The 18154-nt window shown below is 45.4% G+C and carries 17 protein-coding genes; all 17 read right to left on the bottom strand.

Features of this window, described 5'->3' with window-relative positions; translation table 11 throughout:
- Positions 1–15: 15 nt before the first annotated feature.
- Positions 16–1002 carry a glycosyltransferase family 2 protein gene (locus MAQ5080_RS01330; protein ID WP_231870754.1) on the bottom strand — a complete coding sequence of 329 codons (987 nt, stop codon included), beginning with the start codon at positions 1000–1002 and terminating at the stop codon, positions 16–18.
- A gap of 29 nt (positions 1003–1031) precedes the next feature.
- A complete protein-coding gene (locus tag MAQ5080_RS01335; protein ID WP_197464537.1) occupies positions 1032–1931 on the bottom strand; it encodes a glycosyltransferase family 2 protein in 900 nt (299 codons plus the stop codon).
- A 46-nt stretch (positions 1932–1977) separates the two neighbouring features.
- Entirely contained in the window at positions 1978–2436 is a 459-nt protein-coding gene (tagD, locus tag MAQ5080_RS01340; RefSeq protein WP_067204403.1) for a glycerol-3-phosphate cytidylyltransferase, read from the bottom strand.
- Positions 2437–2438: 2 nt separating this feature from the next.
- Complete coding sequence (locus MAQ5080_RS01345) at positions 2439–3335, bottom strand: nucleoside-diphosphate sugar epimerase/dehydratase (protein ID WP_067204406.1); 897 nt, start codon at positions 3333–3335, stop codon at positions 2439–2441.
- 117 nt (positions 3336–3452) lie between these two features.
- Positions 3453–4577: an acyl-CoA reductase gene (locus MAQ5080_RS01350; RefSeq protein ID WP_067204409.1), complete on the bottom strand. Its 1125-nt coding sequence runs from the start codon at positions 4575–4577 to the stop codon at positions 3453–3455.
- Positions 4567–5646, bottom strand: coding sequence for a LuxE/PaaK family acyltransferase (locus tag MAQ5080_RS01355; RefSeq protein WP_197464538.1), 1080 nt, complete (start codon positions 5644–5646; stop codon positions 4567–4569). Before MAQ5080_RS01355 ends, MAQ5080_RS01350 begins: the two co-directional genes overlap by 11 nt.
- Entirely contained in the window at positions 5643–6986 is a 1344-nt protein-coding gene (locus tag MAQ5080_RS01360) for an AMP-binding protein (protein WP_082860963.1), read from the bottom strand. The genes MAQ5080_RS01355 and MAQ5080_RS01360 overlap by 4 nt, the downstream gene beginning before the upstream one ends.
- 9 nt (positions 6987–6995) lie before the next feature.
- Positions 6996–7760, bottom strand: a complete 765-nt coding sequence (locus MAQ5080_RS01365) for an SDR family NAD(P)-dependent oxidoreductase (RefSeq protein WP_067204415.1) — start codon at positions 7758–7760, stop codon at positions 6996–6998.
- Positions 7761–7782: 22 nt separating this feature from the next.
- The gene (locus MAQ5080_RS01370) at positions 7783–8022 is read right to left on the bottom strand and encodes an acyl carrier protein (RefSeq protein WP_067204418.1); all 240 of its coding nucleotides are present in this window, start codon (positions 8020–8022) and stop codon (positions 7783–7785) included.
- A gap of 49 nt (positions 8023–8071) precedes the next feature.
- Positions 8072–8602, bottom strand: a complete 531-nt coding sequence (locus tag MAQ5080_RS01375; protein WP_067204422.1) for a GNAT family N-acetyltransferase — start codon at positions 8600–8602, stop codon at positions 8072–8074.
- A gap of 20 nt (positions 8603–8622) precedes the next feature.
- On the bottom strand, positions 8623–9615 hold the full coding sequence (gene pseG / locus MAQ5080_RS01380; RefSeq protein ID WP_067204425.1) for a UDP-2,4-diacetamido-2,4,6-trideoxy-beta-L-altropyranose hydrolase: 993 nt from the start codon (positions 9613–9615) through the stop codon (positions 8623–8625).
- Positions 9597–10625 (bottom strand): pseudaminic acid synthase, encoded by a 1029-nt coding sequence (pseI, locus tag MAQ5080_RS01385; RefSeq protein ID WP_067204429.1) that lies wholly within the window; start codon positions 10623–10625, stop codon positions 9597–9599. The genes pseG and pseI overlap by 19 nt, the downstream gene beginning before the upstream one ends.
- 12 nt (positions 10626–10637) lie before the next feature.
- Positions 10638–13577 carry a 6-hydroxymethylpterin diphosphokinase MptE-like protein gene (locus tag MAQ5080_RS01390; RefSeq protein ID WP_067204432.1) on the bottom strand — a complete coding sequence of 980 codons (2940 nt, stop codon included), beginning with the start codon at positions 13575–13577 and terminating at the stop codon, positions 10638–10640.
- Between the two features lie 371 nt (positions 13578–13948).
- Positions 13949–15409 (bottom strand): flagellar filament capping protein FliD, encoded by a 1461-nt coding sequence (gene fliD, locus MAQ5080_RS01400; protein WP_067204440.1) that lies wholly within the window; start codon positions 15407–15409, stop codon positions 13949–13951.
- A gap of 34 nt (positions 15410–15443) precedes the next feature.
- Entirely contained in the window at positions 15444–15851 is a 408-nt protein-coding gene (locus MAQ5080_RS01405; protein WP_067204444.1) for a flagellar protein FlaG, read from the bottom strand.
- Positions 15852–15929: 78 nt separating this feature from the next.
- The gene (locus MAQ5080_RS01410; protein ID WP_067204447.1) at positions 15930–16760 is read right to left on the bottom strand and encodes a flagellin N-terminal helical domain-containing protein; all 831 of its coding nucleotides are present in this window, start codon (positions 16758–16760) and stop codon (positions 15930–15932) included.
- A gap of 418 nt (positions 16761–17178) precedes the next feature.
- Positions 17179–18012, bottom strand: a complete 834-nt coding sequence (locus MAQ5080_RS01415) for a flagellin domain-containing protein (protein WP_067204450.1) — start codon at positions 18010–18012, stop codon at positions 17179–17181.
- Positions 18013–18154 lie beyond the last annotated feature (142 nt).

Below are 18154 nucleotides of genomic sequence, written 5' to 3' on the forward strand. Positions count from 1 at the left end.
TTAATTTGCTTGGCCTTACTTCCTAAATAGACAGTCATAAACAAAGCTCATGCCCATTTTACGACCAGAGAGGAGCCTTTTCAGACCAGCATACTTGAGATAGAGCAAGACGCCCTTTACGCCATGCCTACGCGCCACTCCTTTATATCGGATATCCAACGCAAAACTTAATGTGTTTTTTGCGGGAATCTGACTCTTATCAACCTCCGCAAAAAGCCCTTTAAGAAAGCTCCCTAGCTTTTTGAAATCTTCTAAGCTCAATGTATCTGCGTAAAGACGAGGCCAAATGAGTGTTTGCAAAGCATCACGATTGAAAGGCAAACTCAGTGCACGATATTCGCGAGCCAATACTCTGAGATGCGCCTCTTTTTGTCGTTCAAAGTTCCCAGTACTCTCTTGTGCTGCATGAACACGATATTTCACCAACGAGCTAGGTACACAGCCCACTCGAGTTTTATTTAATAATTTTATCCAGCAGTCGTAGTCTGCTGCACCACGGTATTCAGGGTCGACATAACAGTGCTGCACCGAGACTTTCGTGCGATCAAGCAGCACACCAGGGTTTAGGATGACATTGAAAAGCAACATATTGGCCTGAATATCATTGTGATATTCAGGCGGTGTAATTTTATAAGAGCGCTCGCCAAACGCTTCGTAGGCACAGCTCACCATACCGAGTTGGTGTTGTTTCAGGTAATGAAGTTGATCTTCTATACGGCGTTCATGATATAAATCATCCGCATCAGCTAACGCAATGTAACGCTCCGAACACAGGTCAAACAGTTTATTGCGAGAAAACAGAATCCCCTGATTCTGCGTATTTCGCTCTATTCGAATACGACCATCAGTAGCAGCCAGCTCTTGTACTATTTCGAGAGTGCCATCGCTCGAGGCATCATCCAAGATCAGAATTTCTATATTTTCATAGGTCTGAGATAACAGCGTTTCAACAGTTTCACGAATGTGTTGCTCACCGTTATAGACAGGCAGACAAATTTGCACCTTATCCAAGCATGCCTCCCATCCTCAAGTTAACTTGCATGACTCACAACACTCGATCGCAATTTATCCATATATTCATCATAGACACCAAATTTATCCTCAAAATGCAGTGACGTTTGCGCTTTAAGTTTGTTTAGAAAATGAATAGCAACAGGCAGCTCTTCTGAAGAAATATCAAACTCACGAATACGCCATAGCAGCTCAAACTCTTCGTCCGTTAGCATGATGCCCAAGTCTTGCCAAAAATCCTTGAGAATAATTCTGCGCAATACATTCTGAATGTCTTGTTTGGTGGAAATAACTTGCGTTGCGTGAATGCGGTAATCGACCAGCACTTCACGCAGGTTATGAAAGCCATAGCGGCCGTCAGCAGCAAGCTTAGACCAAAGACGATAGTCTTCTACAAACTCAAACTCACGCTCATAACGATAATCGTCAAAAATCTCTTTTCTAAACATCACAGCATTATGACCAAAGCCCGATCGCTTAAACACCATCAGGTTTTTGATATGCTCATCCCACTCACGGTAATGCCACACTTCTTCTTTATCACCGAAAAGACGAATCCAACTGCCACACACATGAACATCTGGATGTTCACACATGAAATCGTACTGTTTCTGGAAACGCGTTGGGTCCGCGATATCATCACCATCCATACGGGCAATAAATGGGCTCTCATTTAAAGCAACGCCATAGTTTAAACAGTTCACGATACCAGGCTCAGGGGAACGAAAGAGATCTATACGCGAGTCTTTTTTAGCGTACTCCTGCACCACCTCAAACGTGCCATCGGTGGAGGCATCATCCACGATGATAAAGCGAAAATCAGTAAACGTTTGCGCCAGGATACTTTCAATCGACTCTGAGACAAAGCACACTATATTCTTGACCGGCATCACTACCGTAATGGGTGTTGTTTCACTCACAGCCAAACCTCTACTTCTTATATCCATAACAATACCTAGCTAACATTTAGCTCATCGCTTTTACAACAAGCACCAAATCATCCAATATCGCTTTCATTTCTTCGACCTTCTCTTTATCCACCCCTTTCAAAGACTCTTTGATCTTGGTGGTCGAAATATTCTCAGTTCGTTCAAGATAACGTACCTCACACAAGTGATTTAGATGATCAAACTTACCTTGCCAATCTTCTCCGATGGCAAAAATATCCACCTCATAACGCACTATATCTTGCTCTTTTTGCTGCCAGTCACGTTCAGGAATCACCAAGTCGACAAAGCGATTCGATTCAACAATCGCTTTGCGCTCTTCATAGGAAAAAATGCTCTGCTTACCTTTTAGCGCATTAAATTCATCCGTGGAAACACCGACAATCAGCTTGTCACCTAAAGCACGTAAGCGCTTTAGCATATTCAGATGCCCGATATGAAACAGATCAAATGTGCCGTACGTTAAGATGATTTTCATAGTTAGCTAAACACCTCAGCGTTATCGAGCATGCTTAAATTCCAAGCTTGCTTCGGAGTTTTCCAATCGGCGCCATAATGTTGTGCTAGGTAGCTCTCAGTGTCGGACGGAATCATAATGATTTGTCCATGAAAAGAATGCGCTTTACGTTCTTTCATAAAGCAACTCGGCATGCGAATACCACGTGACGCTAAGACATAGTCCATCACATCGCCATCGATGTATTTAAGAAAGAAATCGACCATTGGGAAGCTTGTCGACTCATCGGCCACTTGCAGTTTATAGCCTCTAACACTGCCTTGAGGAACCGCCCCATAAGCACGCTCTGCGCGATGGCTTACTAAGCGCCACGGATAACCCGTAATAGACGTAAGCTCTGGCAGCAAACCGTTTAAACAATCAGCGAGCGGCTCAGATTCTGATGCGTCTACGGCAAAGTCCAGATCATCATCCCAAGGGATCAGGGCGTCATCTCGGTAAATTCCCAGTAAGGTTCCAGCGTCCACATAGAAAGTAATCCCTACCGACTGTAGCTTCTCAGAAAGAAAGCCAAGCATCCTTTCGGCTTGCGCCTTTTTGTCCTCATCGTCGCCGAAATGGAAAGGTTTAATATCGCGCGCCGCCAAGGAAATTAACTGACTAGATGGGACCTGATACTCATGAGTAAGCTGATGGCAGATTTGCTCGGCGAACTCACTGGCAATCAGTACTTGATCAAACTTAAGCTTTGGTAACGCAGATGCATTATGTACGGGTAAGCCATCCAGCAGCATGCCTGCTTTATTCGGGTCATTATCAATAAACGCGCTAAAGCAGTATTCATGGGATAGATTGTGTTTAGCTGACAAACCAGACTGGCTAGCACCAAATATTACCGCTATAGGTTTTACACCATTCATTCCATATCCTCATGTTTGCTGCTGCTATTAGGAGCACAGCCTTTCACCTCTATAAGGGGTTATCGGCATTGATAGACAAAGCTTCACCGATTCCAGCTAGATTTTTATAGTACGCTGTCAGTAACAGCGTACTCGTCTGCTGAGCAATGAAAAGAGGTCTACACCGTCCCAAACCAAATCAAAACTGAGTGACTGACCCAATGCGCTAAATTGTCGAATATTAGAGCGATTTGCTATCTCAGTTTTATTTTCTTTTTCTAAGCCATGATTCGTCACGGACTGAAGATTATCTGGAAGCAAACCAGCGAGCTCTGTCATATCAGCAACGCCTGTCTGGCCAACCACCCCAATCAAGCTCTGCTCACTATCTAAAATCGTCGACGCTTCAATAACATGAATATTACCGTGATGTATTTGCGTGCCACCCAAAGCACACAAATACTGGCTGGCCACCAGTCGCTCGTTGCTAGGAAAGGCGCTCACTAAATACGTATCCACGGCCTGCCAGAACTGCTGCTGTAAGGTTTTATCAGTTTGATACCAAAACACCCATTTGGGTGACGCACAGGCTTGCTGTTGGTAAGTACTTACATCTCGTGCAAAACCTTCTGCTAGTTTAGACAGTTGCGGTACATCCGTTTCCGTTAGATGGAGCACACTGACCGAGTAACGATCAGGGAAGACCCATTCTTGGGCTTGAGCTGGCAGTACAATCTGACGAATGGATTCAATACTTTGATCACTGCCCCACAGCATCCGCAGCTGGCACAAGTGGCTCAGCGTTTGCGTCCAATCAGAGCGTTTGTCGTAGCTAATAAAAGCTTGTTCAGACAACCCTGCACTTTGTTTATCCAATAACTCTAATAAGGCAAACAAACCTTGCTGATCGTCGGTCAGCTGTTCGCTAACACGCACTACGGTTTGGTTACCCATTAAATAGGACAATGCCCAGCTGTAGGCAAATAAGCCCTCAACATTAGAAGGCGACACAATCAATACTCGCCCTACTGGGGCCAGCATGACTTTGTCATCGTTGGCGTACTCTTGCTGCCATTGGCGCAGTTGCGATTCACGCAGCCAAAAACCCAATGCTTTTAATGCCGCACTGTAATTTCCTGCAAGTAGTCGTTGTGACAGAGTGCTAAGAAACGCTATACGCTCACTAGAAAAGGCCGCCACGGTCGTGCGCGTCCAGTGTAGAAAGTTTGAGTTGCCAGCCCAAAGTCGAATATTAGAAGACATCGCTGCAGCCTCGCACTTCGGTTTTGGGTAAACGCCCTAGCACTTCAAAATAACGCCCCTTGCGACCACAAGGACAATCATCCTCACCTAACAGGCGGCCAAGGTCTTCGCTTAAGATCGAATGGCCTGGATAACTGGTCGGGATAAAGGACAGCACTTGAATTAAGCCAGTCTCACCGACGTCCTGCTCAGCTAGCGTATCTTGTTGACGAATAATCACATCGGCGTAACTGGGCGCATGCAAATGACCTTGCTCACATTCCACAAACACACTACCAATTTGTTCGACCATGCCGTAGAAATTATGGACCGCAACTTCTTTCCCAAGGGCTTGACGCACAGTGGTTTTGAAAGTGTCATTAGACACCGCTTGGTCTTGCAGTTTTTTCCAGCCACCTGAATGAAACAGCAAGGCTTGAGGCAACTGATTTGATCGACCAGAGGCGATTAATGGCTGAATAAAGTGCTGCCATACCATAAAGGTAAAACCAAAAATCAGCACAGACTCATTGGCATATTTTGCCATGAAGTCATCAATGGCTGGCCAGTTAGGCGTCATATCGGCATTTAACGCATAAGTATGATCTCGACCTAAAAAGGAAAGCCCCTGCACCCCTGCGCCACGGGCGGAAAAGCCCGCTTTATCGCCGGTTAATCCATCGTGATCGATGATCAGCATGGGGCGGCGCGCCTTACCCGTAAAAGAGGACAACAGAGAAACTAGCACTTTAGACTGTAATGCCGCCGTATCGCGATCCAAGACGATTTGTGACTTCACTTGAGAGGTCGTGCCAGAGGACGTCAGTGTCTTAAACACATTGTCTGGCAAGGTGCTGCTTAGGCGCAGCATTTTAAATAACCGAGCGGCCACAAATGGCACTGCATCCAACGACGCGGCAACGCCCGCTTGTTGACCTTGGCCTGCAAGCAAGTTTGCGTAAGGCTCGCAATGTACTTGATGATGCTGCGTCAGACGATTCAGTTGATCCAGCAACCAAGCCTGCTTTTCCGCTTTGGCAAGGCCAAAGACCTCAAGGGACTTCCAATCGCTCATACTTCTATCACTCACAAACGCGCCTGCTGTTTTAAAGTCGGGTAATCGACCTTGCCATTGTTGGTATGGGGAATCTGTTCAAGCAGTAATAGCTGATAAAACATCGGATGGATATTGAGCTCTTTAAGGTAATCCTCAATCGTAGCTTGTTGCTGCGCATCCGCATAGGCGATCACCAGCTTATCTTCTTGGCCTAAACAGGCATTCTCTGTGACACCACGCTGTTTTAACGTTTCTTCAAGGTGGGCAAGACTTAAACGCTTGCCCTGCATTTTAATAAAGCGGCTTTTACGACCAGTAATATAGAAGTAACCGTCTGCATCACGCTTAGCAAGATCGCCGGTATACAAAACAGACTCGCCCTGCCCTAAACCTAGGTCATCTCGGTTTGCAGCATAGCCCATCATGACATTCTCGCCCTGATAGACCAGCTCACCCTCTTGATCCGGCTCCGTGATTGCAAGACCATTTTCATCCACCAACGACAGCTTGCCCCTTGGTACGGAAATACCGATGGAGCCCAGCTTTTCTAGCAAATGCTCAGAGGGTAGATAAGCAATACGCGGCGCCGCTTCGGTCTGTCCATACATGACATAAAAGCGTTGCTGATTGACTTGGCAGTGTTCAGCAAATGCCTGAAGTACTTCATTACGCAGCTTGCCACCCGCTTGGGTAAAAACCTTAAGCGCCGGTAGTGACATATTGAAAAAGCGTAAACGCTGCAAGGTTTCAAAATGAAACGGCACGCCGGATAAAGACGTCACCGCATGCTCTTTCATCATGGTCCAAAAGGCTTTATCGGTAATGCTTGTCTCAGTAACCACTAGACTCGCCCCTGCCCACAGATAGGAATTCAGAATCGACAAGCCAAACGAATAGGTTAATGGTAGCGAGGTAATGGAACGCGCTGTGCTATCAAGCTCTAGATATTCCACAATGGCAGCAGTATTGGCATCTAGATTCTGGGCAGAAAGACGCACCATTTTCGGCGACCCAGTACTGCCAGACGTGGACAGTAGCAGACGCAAATCGTCATGCGCTTTCTGTCCTACACTCAATGGCGTCAGCGCTGAGACCTGATTGCTGTGTAACAGGAAATTGGGCTGATATTCCGTGTACAGCTCAAGCTGTTCAGCATCACTTAATAAGATCATCGGCGCTCGCGCCATCAGACACGCCAGATAATCGACAATGGCGGCAACGCTATTGTCCATCACCAAGGCCACCAATTGATGAGCAGCTAATTGGCTCGCTACTTGCTCGGCTTGCTGAACCAATTGCCCATAAGACACGGTTTGCTGAGCATCGATCAGAGCAATGCCAGTGTGTTGTTTGATTCGTTCAATAAGCTGCATGATGAATCCTTAGGGCAACTGCAAGCCGCCGTCGACAGAAAGCACTTGGCCTGTCATAAAAGCCGATTGATTGCTGAGCAAGAAAGCCAATACCTGCGCAATATCCTGCGGCTGGCCTAAGCGTTTAAGTACCGTCGATTTCTGTATAGTGCCGCGTTGCTCATCACTTAATTCAGCGATTAGAGGTGTATCAATCACTCCAGGGGCCACTGCATTGACACGAACGCCGTACTGACCTAATTCTTTGGCAAGGGACTTAGTCATGCCCTCAATCGCCGCTTTGGCGGAAGCATAGGCCACTTGGCCAATACTGCCCTGCTGCGCTACCACAGAGGACAGTAAAGTAATCGTCCCCTGCTGCTCACGCATCATTAATTTGGACGACCACTGGCTGAGTAAAAACGCCCCAGCCACATGCTCATTCAACATCTGCTGCAACGCGGCCACGTTGGTAAAGTGAAACGGCTGGGTAAGCATAGAACCGGCGCAATGAGCCAATCCGTATAGGGTCAACTCGTTGTCACGCAAATAGCCATTTAATGTTTTAAAGGCTGCTTTTAACGCCGCTTCATCGGTCACATCAAAGGGTAACGCAAAACCACCAATCGACTGCGCAAGGGCTACACAATCCGCTTCACTGCGACTGTTAACCACCACCCCATAGCCTTGTTCGGCAAGCGTTTTCGCCAAGGCTAAACCTATACCACTGGTGGCGCCCGTAATCAGTACGGCTTGTTTAGTTGGCTGTGACGGGCAGTGATCGAGTGGGCGCATTGCGAGAGCCTTTTATCCGTATTTAGAATGCAACGTCGTGCTTTGCGAGAATCTCTTTGGCGATTTTCACCGAACTCATTTCGATGATGTCATCCATATCTAGCATCACATCAAATTCTTTTTCTAACGCCGCCACTAATACCATGTGCGCGACAGAGTCCCACTGTGGAATGGTGTTGTACTCTAGTTCATCCACCACTTGGCTCGCTTCAATGTTTAAACTGCTGGCAAAGGCTGCAACCAAACGCTCGTTATTTGTCATAGTAATCGGTACCTATTCTTCAAACGTTTCGATTATGAAGACTATCTATTTACAAGAAACGCGACAAAAGCGGCAATAAACGCTCTCTCGCTTGCTCAAATTCTTGTTGTGTTTTACTGAGAAAGACCCAGCTGTCATTTTGTTCGAGCACTCTATAGCCCAAGCTTTCGTTAAAACGTAACGCCGCCTGATTATGGGGCGCCACTTGGGCGCTAATGCTGGTGATCGGCAGTTGCTCAAAACACCATTCACTTAAACCAACCCCTACGCATAGGGCGAGCATACTGCCACGGTATTTTTCATGACCAATGTACAGCCCTGTGCTTGCACTCTCCGACTCATCTAAAGAGGCATTGGCATAACCAATTAATTGATCACGAAACCATAGGGCAAAATGGTGGCGATTTTTGTGCGTACCTAAGCGCTCAAACCATGTCTGCTGTTGCGCTGGAGAGATTTCACTCTGATCCACCATCATCAAACGAATATCATCACGATTGCGCCATTGACGTAATTGCTCAATGTCACCTTGTTCAATGGCTCTAAACTCAATTTGGTAGCGCTTAAATATGACTGCCATAGTCCCCCATCAGGGCTAAATTATTTTACCAAGTGAGACGTCAATAGGGTTTCAACCACACGCCAGGCACCTAATCCATCAACACATTCACGTGCCAAGTGTGAGCGTTCACTCAAGTCTGTTTGCCAAGCGATTAAAACATTATTAACCACTTGATCCACCAAGCCCGAGCGCTTATTCGGCTCGCAGCCGATAAAGTCCGTCGCGGCACACCAGCCTAATGCAGTGTGTTCTGTAAGGGCATCTTTCTGGTTGTCTGCCACCTGAATAAAGTGCGTCGGTACGCCCATACAAGCCAGCTCAAATAAGGTGCCGCCTGCCGCAGAAATGGCAAATCGACTTCGAGCCATCAACTCAGATACTTGGCTAACGCCTATTTGGCACTCAATAGTATGTTGTCGGCAGTAGGCCTCAATTTCTTTAGCATTTTGCACGCCAGAGCCTACCATAACCAGCAGATATTCCGAAGGAAAGCCTTTTTCTAACAAGGACTTAATAAAAGGTAGCGTCAATTCAAGCGGATCCGTGCCACCAAAAGTTAACAGCAGTTTTTGCCGCTTTAGTTCTTGCTGGACTTGTTGACGAGAAAACTGTGAACGCAATAAAGCAAATCGGCCTCCCGTTAAAGGGATCTGCACGCTTTGCGTATAGGAAAGAGAAAGGGGGTTGAGCAGCCAACGGCAGTAAAAAGCACCGCGATTGTTGTTATCGTCTAACACTAGAAGGTTAGGATTAAGCTGAAATAGCTCATTAATCGCAGCCGCATCATAGCCATAATGATCCAGTACTAAGAAATCTGCCTGGCAGGCCAACTCATGCCATTCTGACTCAGACTCAAAAAGAAAGTCACCGTCCTTTGCAAAGTCAGCACATGAGGCATGCACGACAAAGCGAACATCGGCGCCTTGCTCAGAGAAGGCCTCAGCAAGTACTTCACTGCGCACACGATGCCCCATACCGATTTGTACGGAAGCATCGGCGCGTATGACTACTTTTAGTCGAGAATGTCCCATGATAATGGCTGACCTAACTGAACATCCGTACTTAACGTACGACCAATGACTTCATTCCAGTGCTTTGGCGCCAAACCCAATGAAGGTCGAATGATTTTAATATGCTCAGGACGCAGCAAAGTGCCTGCCGGTAGGTCTTGGGCAATATAAATCGAGCGGCGGTATTTCTTGGCCTTTTGTTCGGCTTCGGAGCCACCGTATTTGACCGAGCCAATCGCCGCATACGCCTGTTGGCAATTCTCAACAAGCGCCGCCATTTCCGAAGGCTCCATAGAAAACTCGGCATCCACGCCCCCAGCCGAGCGATCCAGCACAAAATGCTTTTCAATCACACTCGCACCCAAGGCAATCGATGCCACTGCTGCACCGATACCACGAGTATGGTCAGATAACCCTACTCGGCAGCCGAACCGCTGCGCTAAATCTGGAATGGTGGCAAGGTTAGAGTCTTCCATCTTTGCAGGGTAGGTACTGGTACATTTGAGCAATACCAACTCTGCTTCAGTGATATGGCGAAAAGCCGCGACGGCCTCTCCAATCTCTTCAATGGATGCCATACCGGTAGACATAATGGTGGGCTTGCCAGTGGCAGCGACCTTTTGAATCAAAGGAATATCGGTCAGCTCAAACGACGCCACTTTATACAGTGGCACATTTAGACTTTCGAGAAACTCAACGGCAGAGGCATCGAATGGCGAGCTAAAGGCCACTAGGCCTAGAGAGTTAGCATAGTCAAACAACGGCTGATGCCATTCCCAAGGAGTGCAGGCTTTGCCGTATAAATCGTACAGGTTCTGACCTTGCCACAGACTGTCCGCTTCACCGATCATAAACTCGTCATTGCGCACATTGAGCGTCATGGTATCAGCGGTGTAGGTTTGCAGCTTGATCGCATCGACACCCGCGTCTGCCGCCGCCTTGATCATCGCTTTAGCGGTATCAAAGTCTTGATCGTGGTTGCCAGACAATTCAGCGATGATAAAGGGAATAGTCAAAGCGAAGTTATTCAAATGACCTCCTAGTCAGTGCTTAATAGGAGCGGGTTGAGTCGCTACAAAGTTCGCATTCTTCGTAGCAGTTACATCACTCGCTAGTGGGTTATCGTAGTACTCATAGAAAACCTCTTCGATGTACTCAGCCCAAAGCTCCCACGCTTCATTTAAGCGGCTTTCATAAAAATCATTTTCCATAGATGTATTAGCCAGCTTTATCAAAAGTGCCGAAAAGTAGTTCATACTCCCCCAAAACAAAAAGAAGAACAAAGAGGTTCTATCGGCTAATGTTCTATGGAATAGCTCTCTTTGATACGCCAAAATACTTTCAAGCTCTACAACATTTGTCGGACGCTGCAGCCTCACCCAGTCAAGATGACAATCAACATCTCGCTTCAAGTGCTCAATGTTGAAAAAGTTATCAAATTCCTCTGAGAGCTTAGCCGCAGCTTCTGGCGGTGCACAAACTCTATGAACCAAACAATTAATCGTTTCACTAGGAGAGCATTGCTGTTCTGGCAAATTGATATCCATTGGCTGCAATGGCTCCGCACCAAGGATCTTTGCACCATCACTACAGTTGAAACACTGAACCCCTTCATAGGACATCAATACCCTTTCGATAATCTGGCTTGACACCCTAAATTCATGCTTAGTAAAAACTCGCTCCTGAAAGTTACCCAAAACAGGAATCACGCCGTTTGCTTTTGCATATTCATTCTCTAAAGCGGATTTCTTTTCTGCACTGATGTCATCAGAGTCTAATCTAGAGTAATAGTCTGACTCTTTAGAATGATGGTAATCTAACTCTTTAAAGCCAAGATCTACCCCAAAAAGGTATAAGCTCTTCATTCCCAGTGTACACATCATCGAGACGGCTAAATTCGACACAGTAGGATACGCAAAGTCTAATTCAGGGTAATCTTGAAGGGAGCAAACGGTTGTTGTGTAAGCTCTTGTTGATGCTTCACCCGCTTTAAACATCACCATGGTTTTGGCAAATAATTCTGCACTATCTGGGTGAATACCATTCACCGAAAGTAATGTAATTTGCTTTAAAAACCCTCTATCTGCGGCATTACTAATCCAGTCGTAAGTCGCTCGGTTCTGCTCAATTTCAGCATGAAAATCAGGCCTGATGCCGTAGTTATAAAGCGCTCGGAGCGCTGTGCCGCATGAAATCACAATCGCTTTATCACGATTTTTCTTTATGTACTCAAATGAGGCATCTAGTGAAGGCCCATTGCCTACGATAAAAACTGGATAATCGACTAAATCCGAATAATCTTCATACGCTGTTTTCTTCACTAAGTAAGCAGACCCAGACGAGAAAACTTCACGCATATGTGAAATACCGAATCGAGCATGTTCAAAGTACTCCCCCATTGAAACAATCACTTTAAATTCTTGCTTCAAGTCAAAAATTGACTGCTGGATTATAGGGTGGTGGTAGACACTATAAATGTAAGTCGAAACTATATTATAGGGACCAACCTTTTGGATTTGATTTGCTAAGTCATCTCGAGCATGAGAACCATCATCACCGAGGTTCAGATACAATCTCCCTTTACTTTCATCTAGTTTCTTTAGAATACAATTCCAATCAAGCACATATAATGACGCATAGAAGAAGTCAAAGTTTGACTCGTAAAGGTATAAGCTTACTACGTCATGGCCATTCACAATTTCTTCTAGCTGGTAGCCAAGCCCTAACCCAAATAAGATCATCCCATTGATTTTATTTGGCAAACTTGTGGCTGATGCTTCACCGCCAGCCTCTCTAATAAAACGCTTTAGTTTATGAGTTTTTCTAAAATGCTTATACCACCAAAGCTTTCCCCCCGTAGTATCTAACAAAGGGTCGTCTTTTAAAGGGTTCTTTTTAAAATCCTCTAGGTCTCGACTAGATTCTTTCTCACCATCTTCACCATAGAACATGGCATTACGCTCTATATGCAACAGGTTCCATTTTTTACTTTCAGATAGCACAAGGTGCCATTTTTGCGGCGAATAGCTTCTAAATGCTTGGGCGACTTCTGGGTAGTAGTATTCTAACGCCTGTAGATTGAATAGAAAGCGCTGTTGCGCTTCCATCCAAGAGATGCGGGAAGAAGCTGAGTCAGACAGTTTTACGGACGTAGAAACAGGCGGAATTTCATCACAAAAATCCGTAAAAGGAACTAACGAAACCTGACCATCAAGCAAACTACGCCAAGAAAATAGCGACGAGGTTAAATATTGATAGAGAGAGTCCATCTCTGCGTGATGGTAATGGCGGTAAACATACGCTTCTGTGAGGCCAACTTCAGAGGCAATATGCTGAACATCTTCAACTAATGTCGCTGCATTATTTCCAATCTGAAGGTAAACCTGCTGCCCCTTCTCAACGCGCGCCTCTAGCCATGACGCCCAATCAAAGACATCGACTGACGCCTTAAATACCTCAATTGAAGGCTCATAAACTAACCAGTTATCGATCTCAACAAGATCCGACATCTCCTTCAATATATGACCAATGCCAATACCAAATTGAATTAGCAATGGAATCTTGCCACCTTCAATATCAGTAGTTTCACCTTGCATAGAGTGAAATGACTCAGGCGAAATAAATGGTGTCCCTTCTACATAATCGATAAAGGGTGTGCTTTGCTCTGCTTTCTCAAGCAATGAAATTTTAGCCACTTGGCTCACATCATGCTTAAAGCCGCTGTTTATCTCAGCCTCAGGGTCTTCACCATACCAGCACTGACCTGTTGAATAATCAACAATATTGGCCTTACCCTGTTTCGTACAAAAGATTGAAAGTGTGTCATCACCAAACACATTAAAAAAATCTAATAAGTAGGGGGCGTAGAGACTAAACGCTTGAATATTATTCTGCTTAATCGTTCGAACAGACTCCGCCAATACTTGCTCTAGCTTCTGTTGTTCCGCTTCATCAGACAGGGTGAGTTGACCAATATTTTTCATAAGAAGGGTTCCATTACTGGAGAGAGGTTAGACATTGAAGCAGTCTTTTAACGTCTGTAAGTGCGAATTGCTTTTTGATTTCTAGTAGAGGAAAGTAGATCTTTACCGAGCTTCGTACTGTAGGCACGAATTAGCCCTAACCATTTATTGGTTAAGGCTAATTCATTACTAAGTCGCTCTTTGTGCTCTAATAGTGAGCTCTGGTCCTGACATAGCTGCTCCAGCAAACTATCTCGTTCCGACCAAACAGCTAAGAGAGAATCCACTTCGGAGACTTCCTCACTGGATAGAAGAAGATCTATTTTGTTGTTTACCTGCTCAAGTCTATCGATTACTGACTGATTCATTTCATCCCTAATAGCGGCTGATTATTAGTTGCTAGACCCACCAAAGCCTGGTAACGATGATAACTGACTCATCAAATAAGAAGACGTCTGAGACATAGAGGCTACAACAGAGTCCAAGGCAGCATAACGTTTTCTTAGAGTTTCTTCGTAACCAGAAATATACTGATCCAAATCTTCTCTTCTTTGGGTAATTGACTCTAACTGCCCTTTTAGCACTTCTTCTTGCGAGTCAAATAGACCTTTAGACTTGGTATAATACTCTAATGATGACTCGATTCGAGTTGCAATACCATTATCTCCAGAAAAGAGCTCGGCGATTTTGTCAAAGGAACCTTCTAAAGCTGCCGTCATGCGCTCTTCACCAGTTTGCCCACCAAACGCGTTGGTGCTAGCAATCTCCATTTTGCCATCATCATTAATCGAGATCCCCAGTGCAAACAGGGTATTTAATGACGAGTCAGCCCCCTCTACAGCCCCAACAATGTCAGTATTAAGCTGATCACGTAGACCACGAATCATACTATTACCGTTTAACGGTCCACCACCACTAAAAGATTCACCATCAGCTGACGCTGTACCGGACTTAGTTTGATCTTGGATGGCAGAGACTAGACTGTTGTACTTAGAAATAAAATCATCAATATAACCACGTACTGTTTCAGTATCCGTGGACACATCTAGCGTTGCCGCCGTACCGTTCGTCTCACTTTTCAAGTTTAAAGAAACGTTCTGAATAACGTTTTCCATGGTATTGGAATCAGAATAAGCATCCACACCATCGATTTTAACATGAGCCTGTTGTGAACTAATCACAGACATGGCCGTGCCACCGCCAGACGCAACCGTAGAAACCGCATCCAACTCTGCATTGTTGTTGGTAATGCTTAGTTCTTTTGTTGCCGGATCGCCGGTAATAGACGAAGTGATCACAAGTTTGGAGCCTACCGCTGGGTCGCCCGTATTGATAATATTGGCAGACACACCAAAGTTATCGGACTTGTCGTTAATGGCTTCGCGCAGCTGAGACAACGTCATCCCTGCGGTCACATCGACATCAAAGCTGTCACCATCCGCACCAAAAGTTAAAACGCCATCTGTTGTTGACACTACTGCATCGGAACCTGTAAATGATCCGTCAGCTGATGTGGCTCGAGTTCCAGAAGCAAGCGCTTCAACCGAGATATTATAGCTGCCAGCACTAGCAGATCCGGATGTGGTCACATCAAATGGTGTCAGATCATCTGGGTGTGAGACAGTGGCTGCACGCTGCATTAAGCTATCGGCAGACTTTAAAACATCTAACGAGCTCTGAAAGTTACCCATCGCTGAACGTATCTTACTTAAAGCAGACAAGGAAACATCAATAGAGCTTTTTTGACTGTCGAGCTGTTTTACTTTGGGGGTCCGCTCAGCAGAGACCAATTGAGTTACCAGGTCTTCTAACGCCAACCCTGAAGCAACCCCTAACGTTCCACCTATTGACATGTTCGCCCCCTTCTAGCAAACGCTAACCATCAACTTATACTCGGCTGTCTACAAGCAATCCTGTAGCCATACCCAATTCGCTTTGCAATTCTTCAATTCTGGCCGCTAAGCGGCGTACTTCCTCTGTAGGAATCTCGCGAATGACATCTTCATTCTCCGAGTCTAACACCGTTATCACTGGCTTACCGCTGGAGTCATCCACTGAAAACCTCAACTGACGGTTTTTTGATTCAACCATTGAATTGATATCTTCCACGGCTTTTTGCAACACCGCTGGATTATCTTCTAACGCTGCAGCATCTTCCTGTTCAGTCGTTTGAGCAGCATCCGCTTTTGAGCCTGAGAGCTTTAATTGCTCAGTCTCTACACTCTGTGTCGAAGCCAGTGTACTGCCTTCGAAGCCTACGACCATAGACCGGTTATCAATACCATTTAAAGACATACCCTCCCCCTTCATAAAAATGAAGCTAACAGAGCTAAACCACTCTTTAGTTTAGCTCAGATTAGCTTGGGATATCGCTTAGCCTAGCAAAGATAGCGCTGTTTGAGGACGCTGGTTCGCCTGACTTAGGATAGAAGTACTGGCTTGCTGAAGAATCTGGTTACGAGTCAATTCTGCAGTTTCTGTTGCGAAGTCAGTATCTTTAATACGTGAACGTGCCGCTGTCACGTTTTCAACGATGTTACTCAAGTTACGAATAGTAGAGCTAAAGCGGTTTTGAGTTGCACCCAAATCTGCACGCTTACTATCCACAGCAGTGATCGCCGCATCAATGGATGCTAACGCAGCAGAAGCACCACCTGTAGTGGAGATATCTACAGTCGATACACCTAAGCCCGAAGCACCAAAGTTTGCACCACCAGTACCAGAAAGGTTAACACTAATACTCTGACCCGCATTGGCACCCACTAGGAATTTTGCAGAGTAATCACCAGTTAGAAGGTCTACACCACCAAACTGTGTATCTGTTGCGATACGACTCATCTCAGCCACTAGCGCAGTGACTTCCTTCTGTAAGGCAGCACGGTCAGCACTAGAGTTGATACCATTTTGAGATTGCACCGCCAATTGACGAATACGGTGTAGCGCAGTAGTTGTTTCTTGCAACGCACCTTCGGCAACTTGAGCGACGGAAATACCATCGTTCGCGTTACGAATACCCTGATTCAAACCTTGAATCTGAGATGTCATACGGTTGCTAATTTGCAGGCCTGCTGCATCGTCTTTTGCACTGTTAATACGGAAACCAGAAGACAAACGCTCAAATGAAGTACTCAAGTTGTTACCAGAGCTCAATAACTGACGTTGTGCATTCATCGATGAAACGTTTGTATTTACATATAAAGCCATAACGACCTCCTAAATGGGCAATTCATTGCCCAGCCTTAATATCCACCTAGGTGGGAGATATGGAACCCCACCTCTAGAGTCCCAAATCCTTTACATCTTACCTAATCAGCTTATCGGGTCGTTAAAGGCAAACTTTAGCCTTTTTTTTTATTTTTTTTTCACCTTATGGCAAATAATTGCCAATACATCCTTTAAATAAAAATATTATTCATACTTTTCAATAACTTAAAATTTTGGCACATATTATGCTATTTATCAGGAACTGGGACTACCTCCCCCAGTCGCTCCGTAAAAAGAGCAAAAAAAAGCCAAGCATTAAGCTTGGCTAATATAGTTAGATTGAGAACTCTAATTATTCCCGTTGGTGGCTGGATGCCAATCTTACCTCGACCTCCTAATCCACCCCAACGGGTTATTTTTAACCTCCCAACAAAGACAACGCTGCTTGAGGACGCTGATTCGCCTGGGCAAGGATAGTGTTACTTGCCTGCTGTAGAATCTGGTTACGAGTCAATTCCGCAGTTTCTGTTGCAAAGTCTGTGTCTTTAATTCGTGAACGGGCCGCAGTCACGTTTTCCACGATATTACTTAAGTTACGGATAGTTGAGCTGAAACGGTTCTGCACCGCACCCAAGTCGGCACGCTTACCATCTACTGTAGTAATCGCTGTATCGATGGCAGCCAATGCCGCTGATGCACCAGCCTCAGTAGAGATATCGACTGTCGCAACACCCAAACCCGAAGCACCAAAGTTAGCACCACCAGCTCCCGATAAGTTAACGCTGATAGTTTGACCCGCATTGGCACCCACTAGGAATTTTGCAGAGTAGTCACCAGTCAACAGATCTACACCACCAAACTGAGTAGTGGTTGCAATACGGCTCATTTCAGCGACAAGAGCAGTTACTTCTTTCTGCAATGCCGCACGGTCAGCACTTGAGTTAATGCCGTTTTGCGATTGAATCGCTAACTGACGAATACGGTGTAGTGCAGTAGTCGATTCTTGTAAAGCACCCTCTGCTACCTGAGCCACCGAAATACCATCGTTAGCGTTACGGATACCTTGGTTCAGACCTTGAATCTGAGACGTCATACGGTTACTGATCTGTAGACCTGCCGCATCGTCTTTCGCACTGTTGATACGAAAACCAGAAGATAAACGCTCAAACGAAGTAGTTAAGGCATTGCCTGAACCCATCAATTGACGCTGAGCATTTAAAGAAGAAACGTTTGTATTTACATATAGAGCCATGATGATCTCTCCACTCAATTCTAACTGTTAGGCGATACATATTGTTTGTATCTCTTATGATTTAGTTATCGTCATAGGGAGTTTTTACTTTAGGAATTTCTTCATTTTTTTTTCATAGGGCGTAAGATTTATAGTAAAGACA

The sequence above is a fragment of the Marinomonas aquimarina genome (genome assembly GCF_900089755.1).
Taxonomy (GTDB): Bacteria; Pseudomonadota; Gammaproteobacteria; order Pseudomonadales; family Marinomonadaceae; genus Marinomonas; species Marinomonas aquimarina.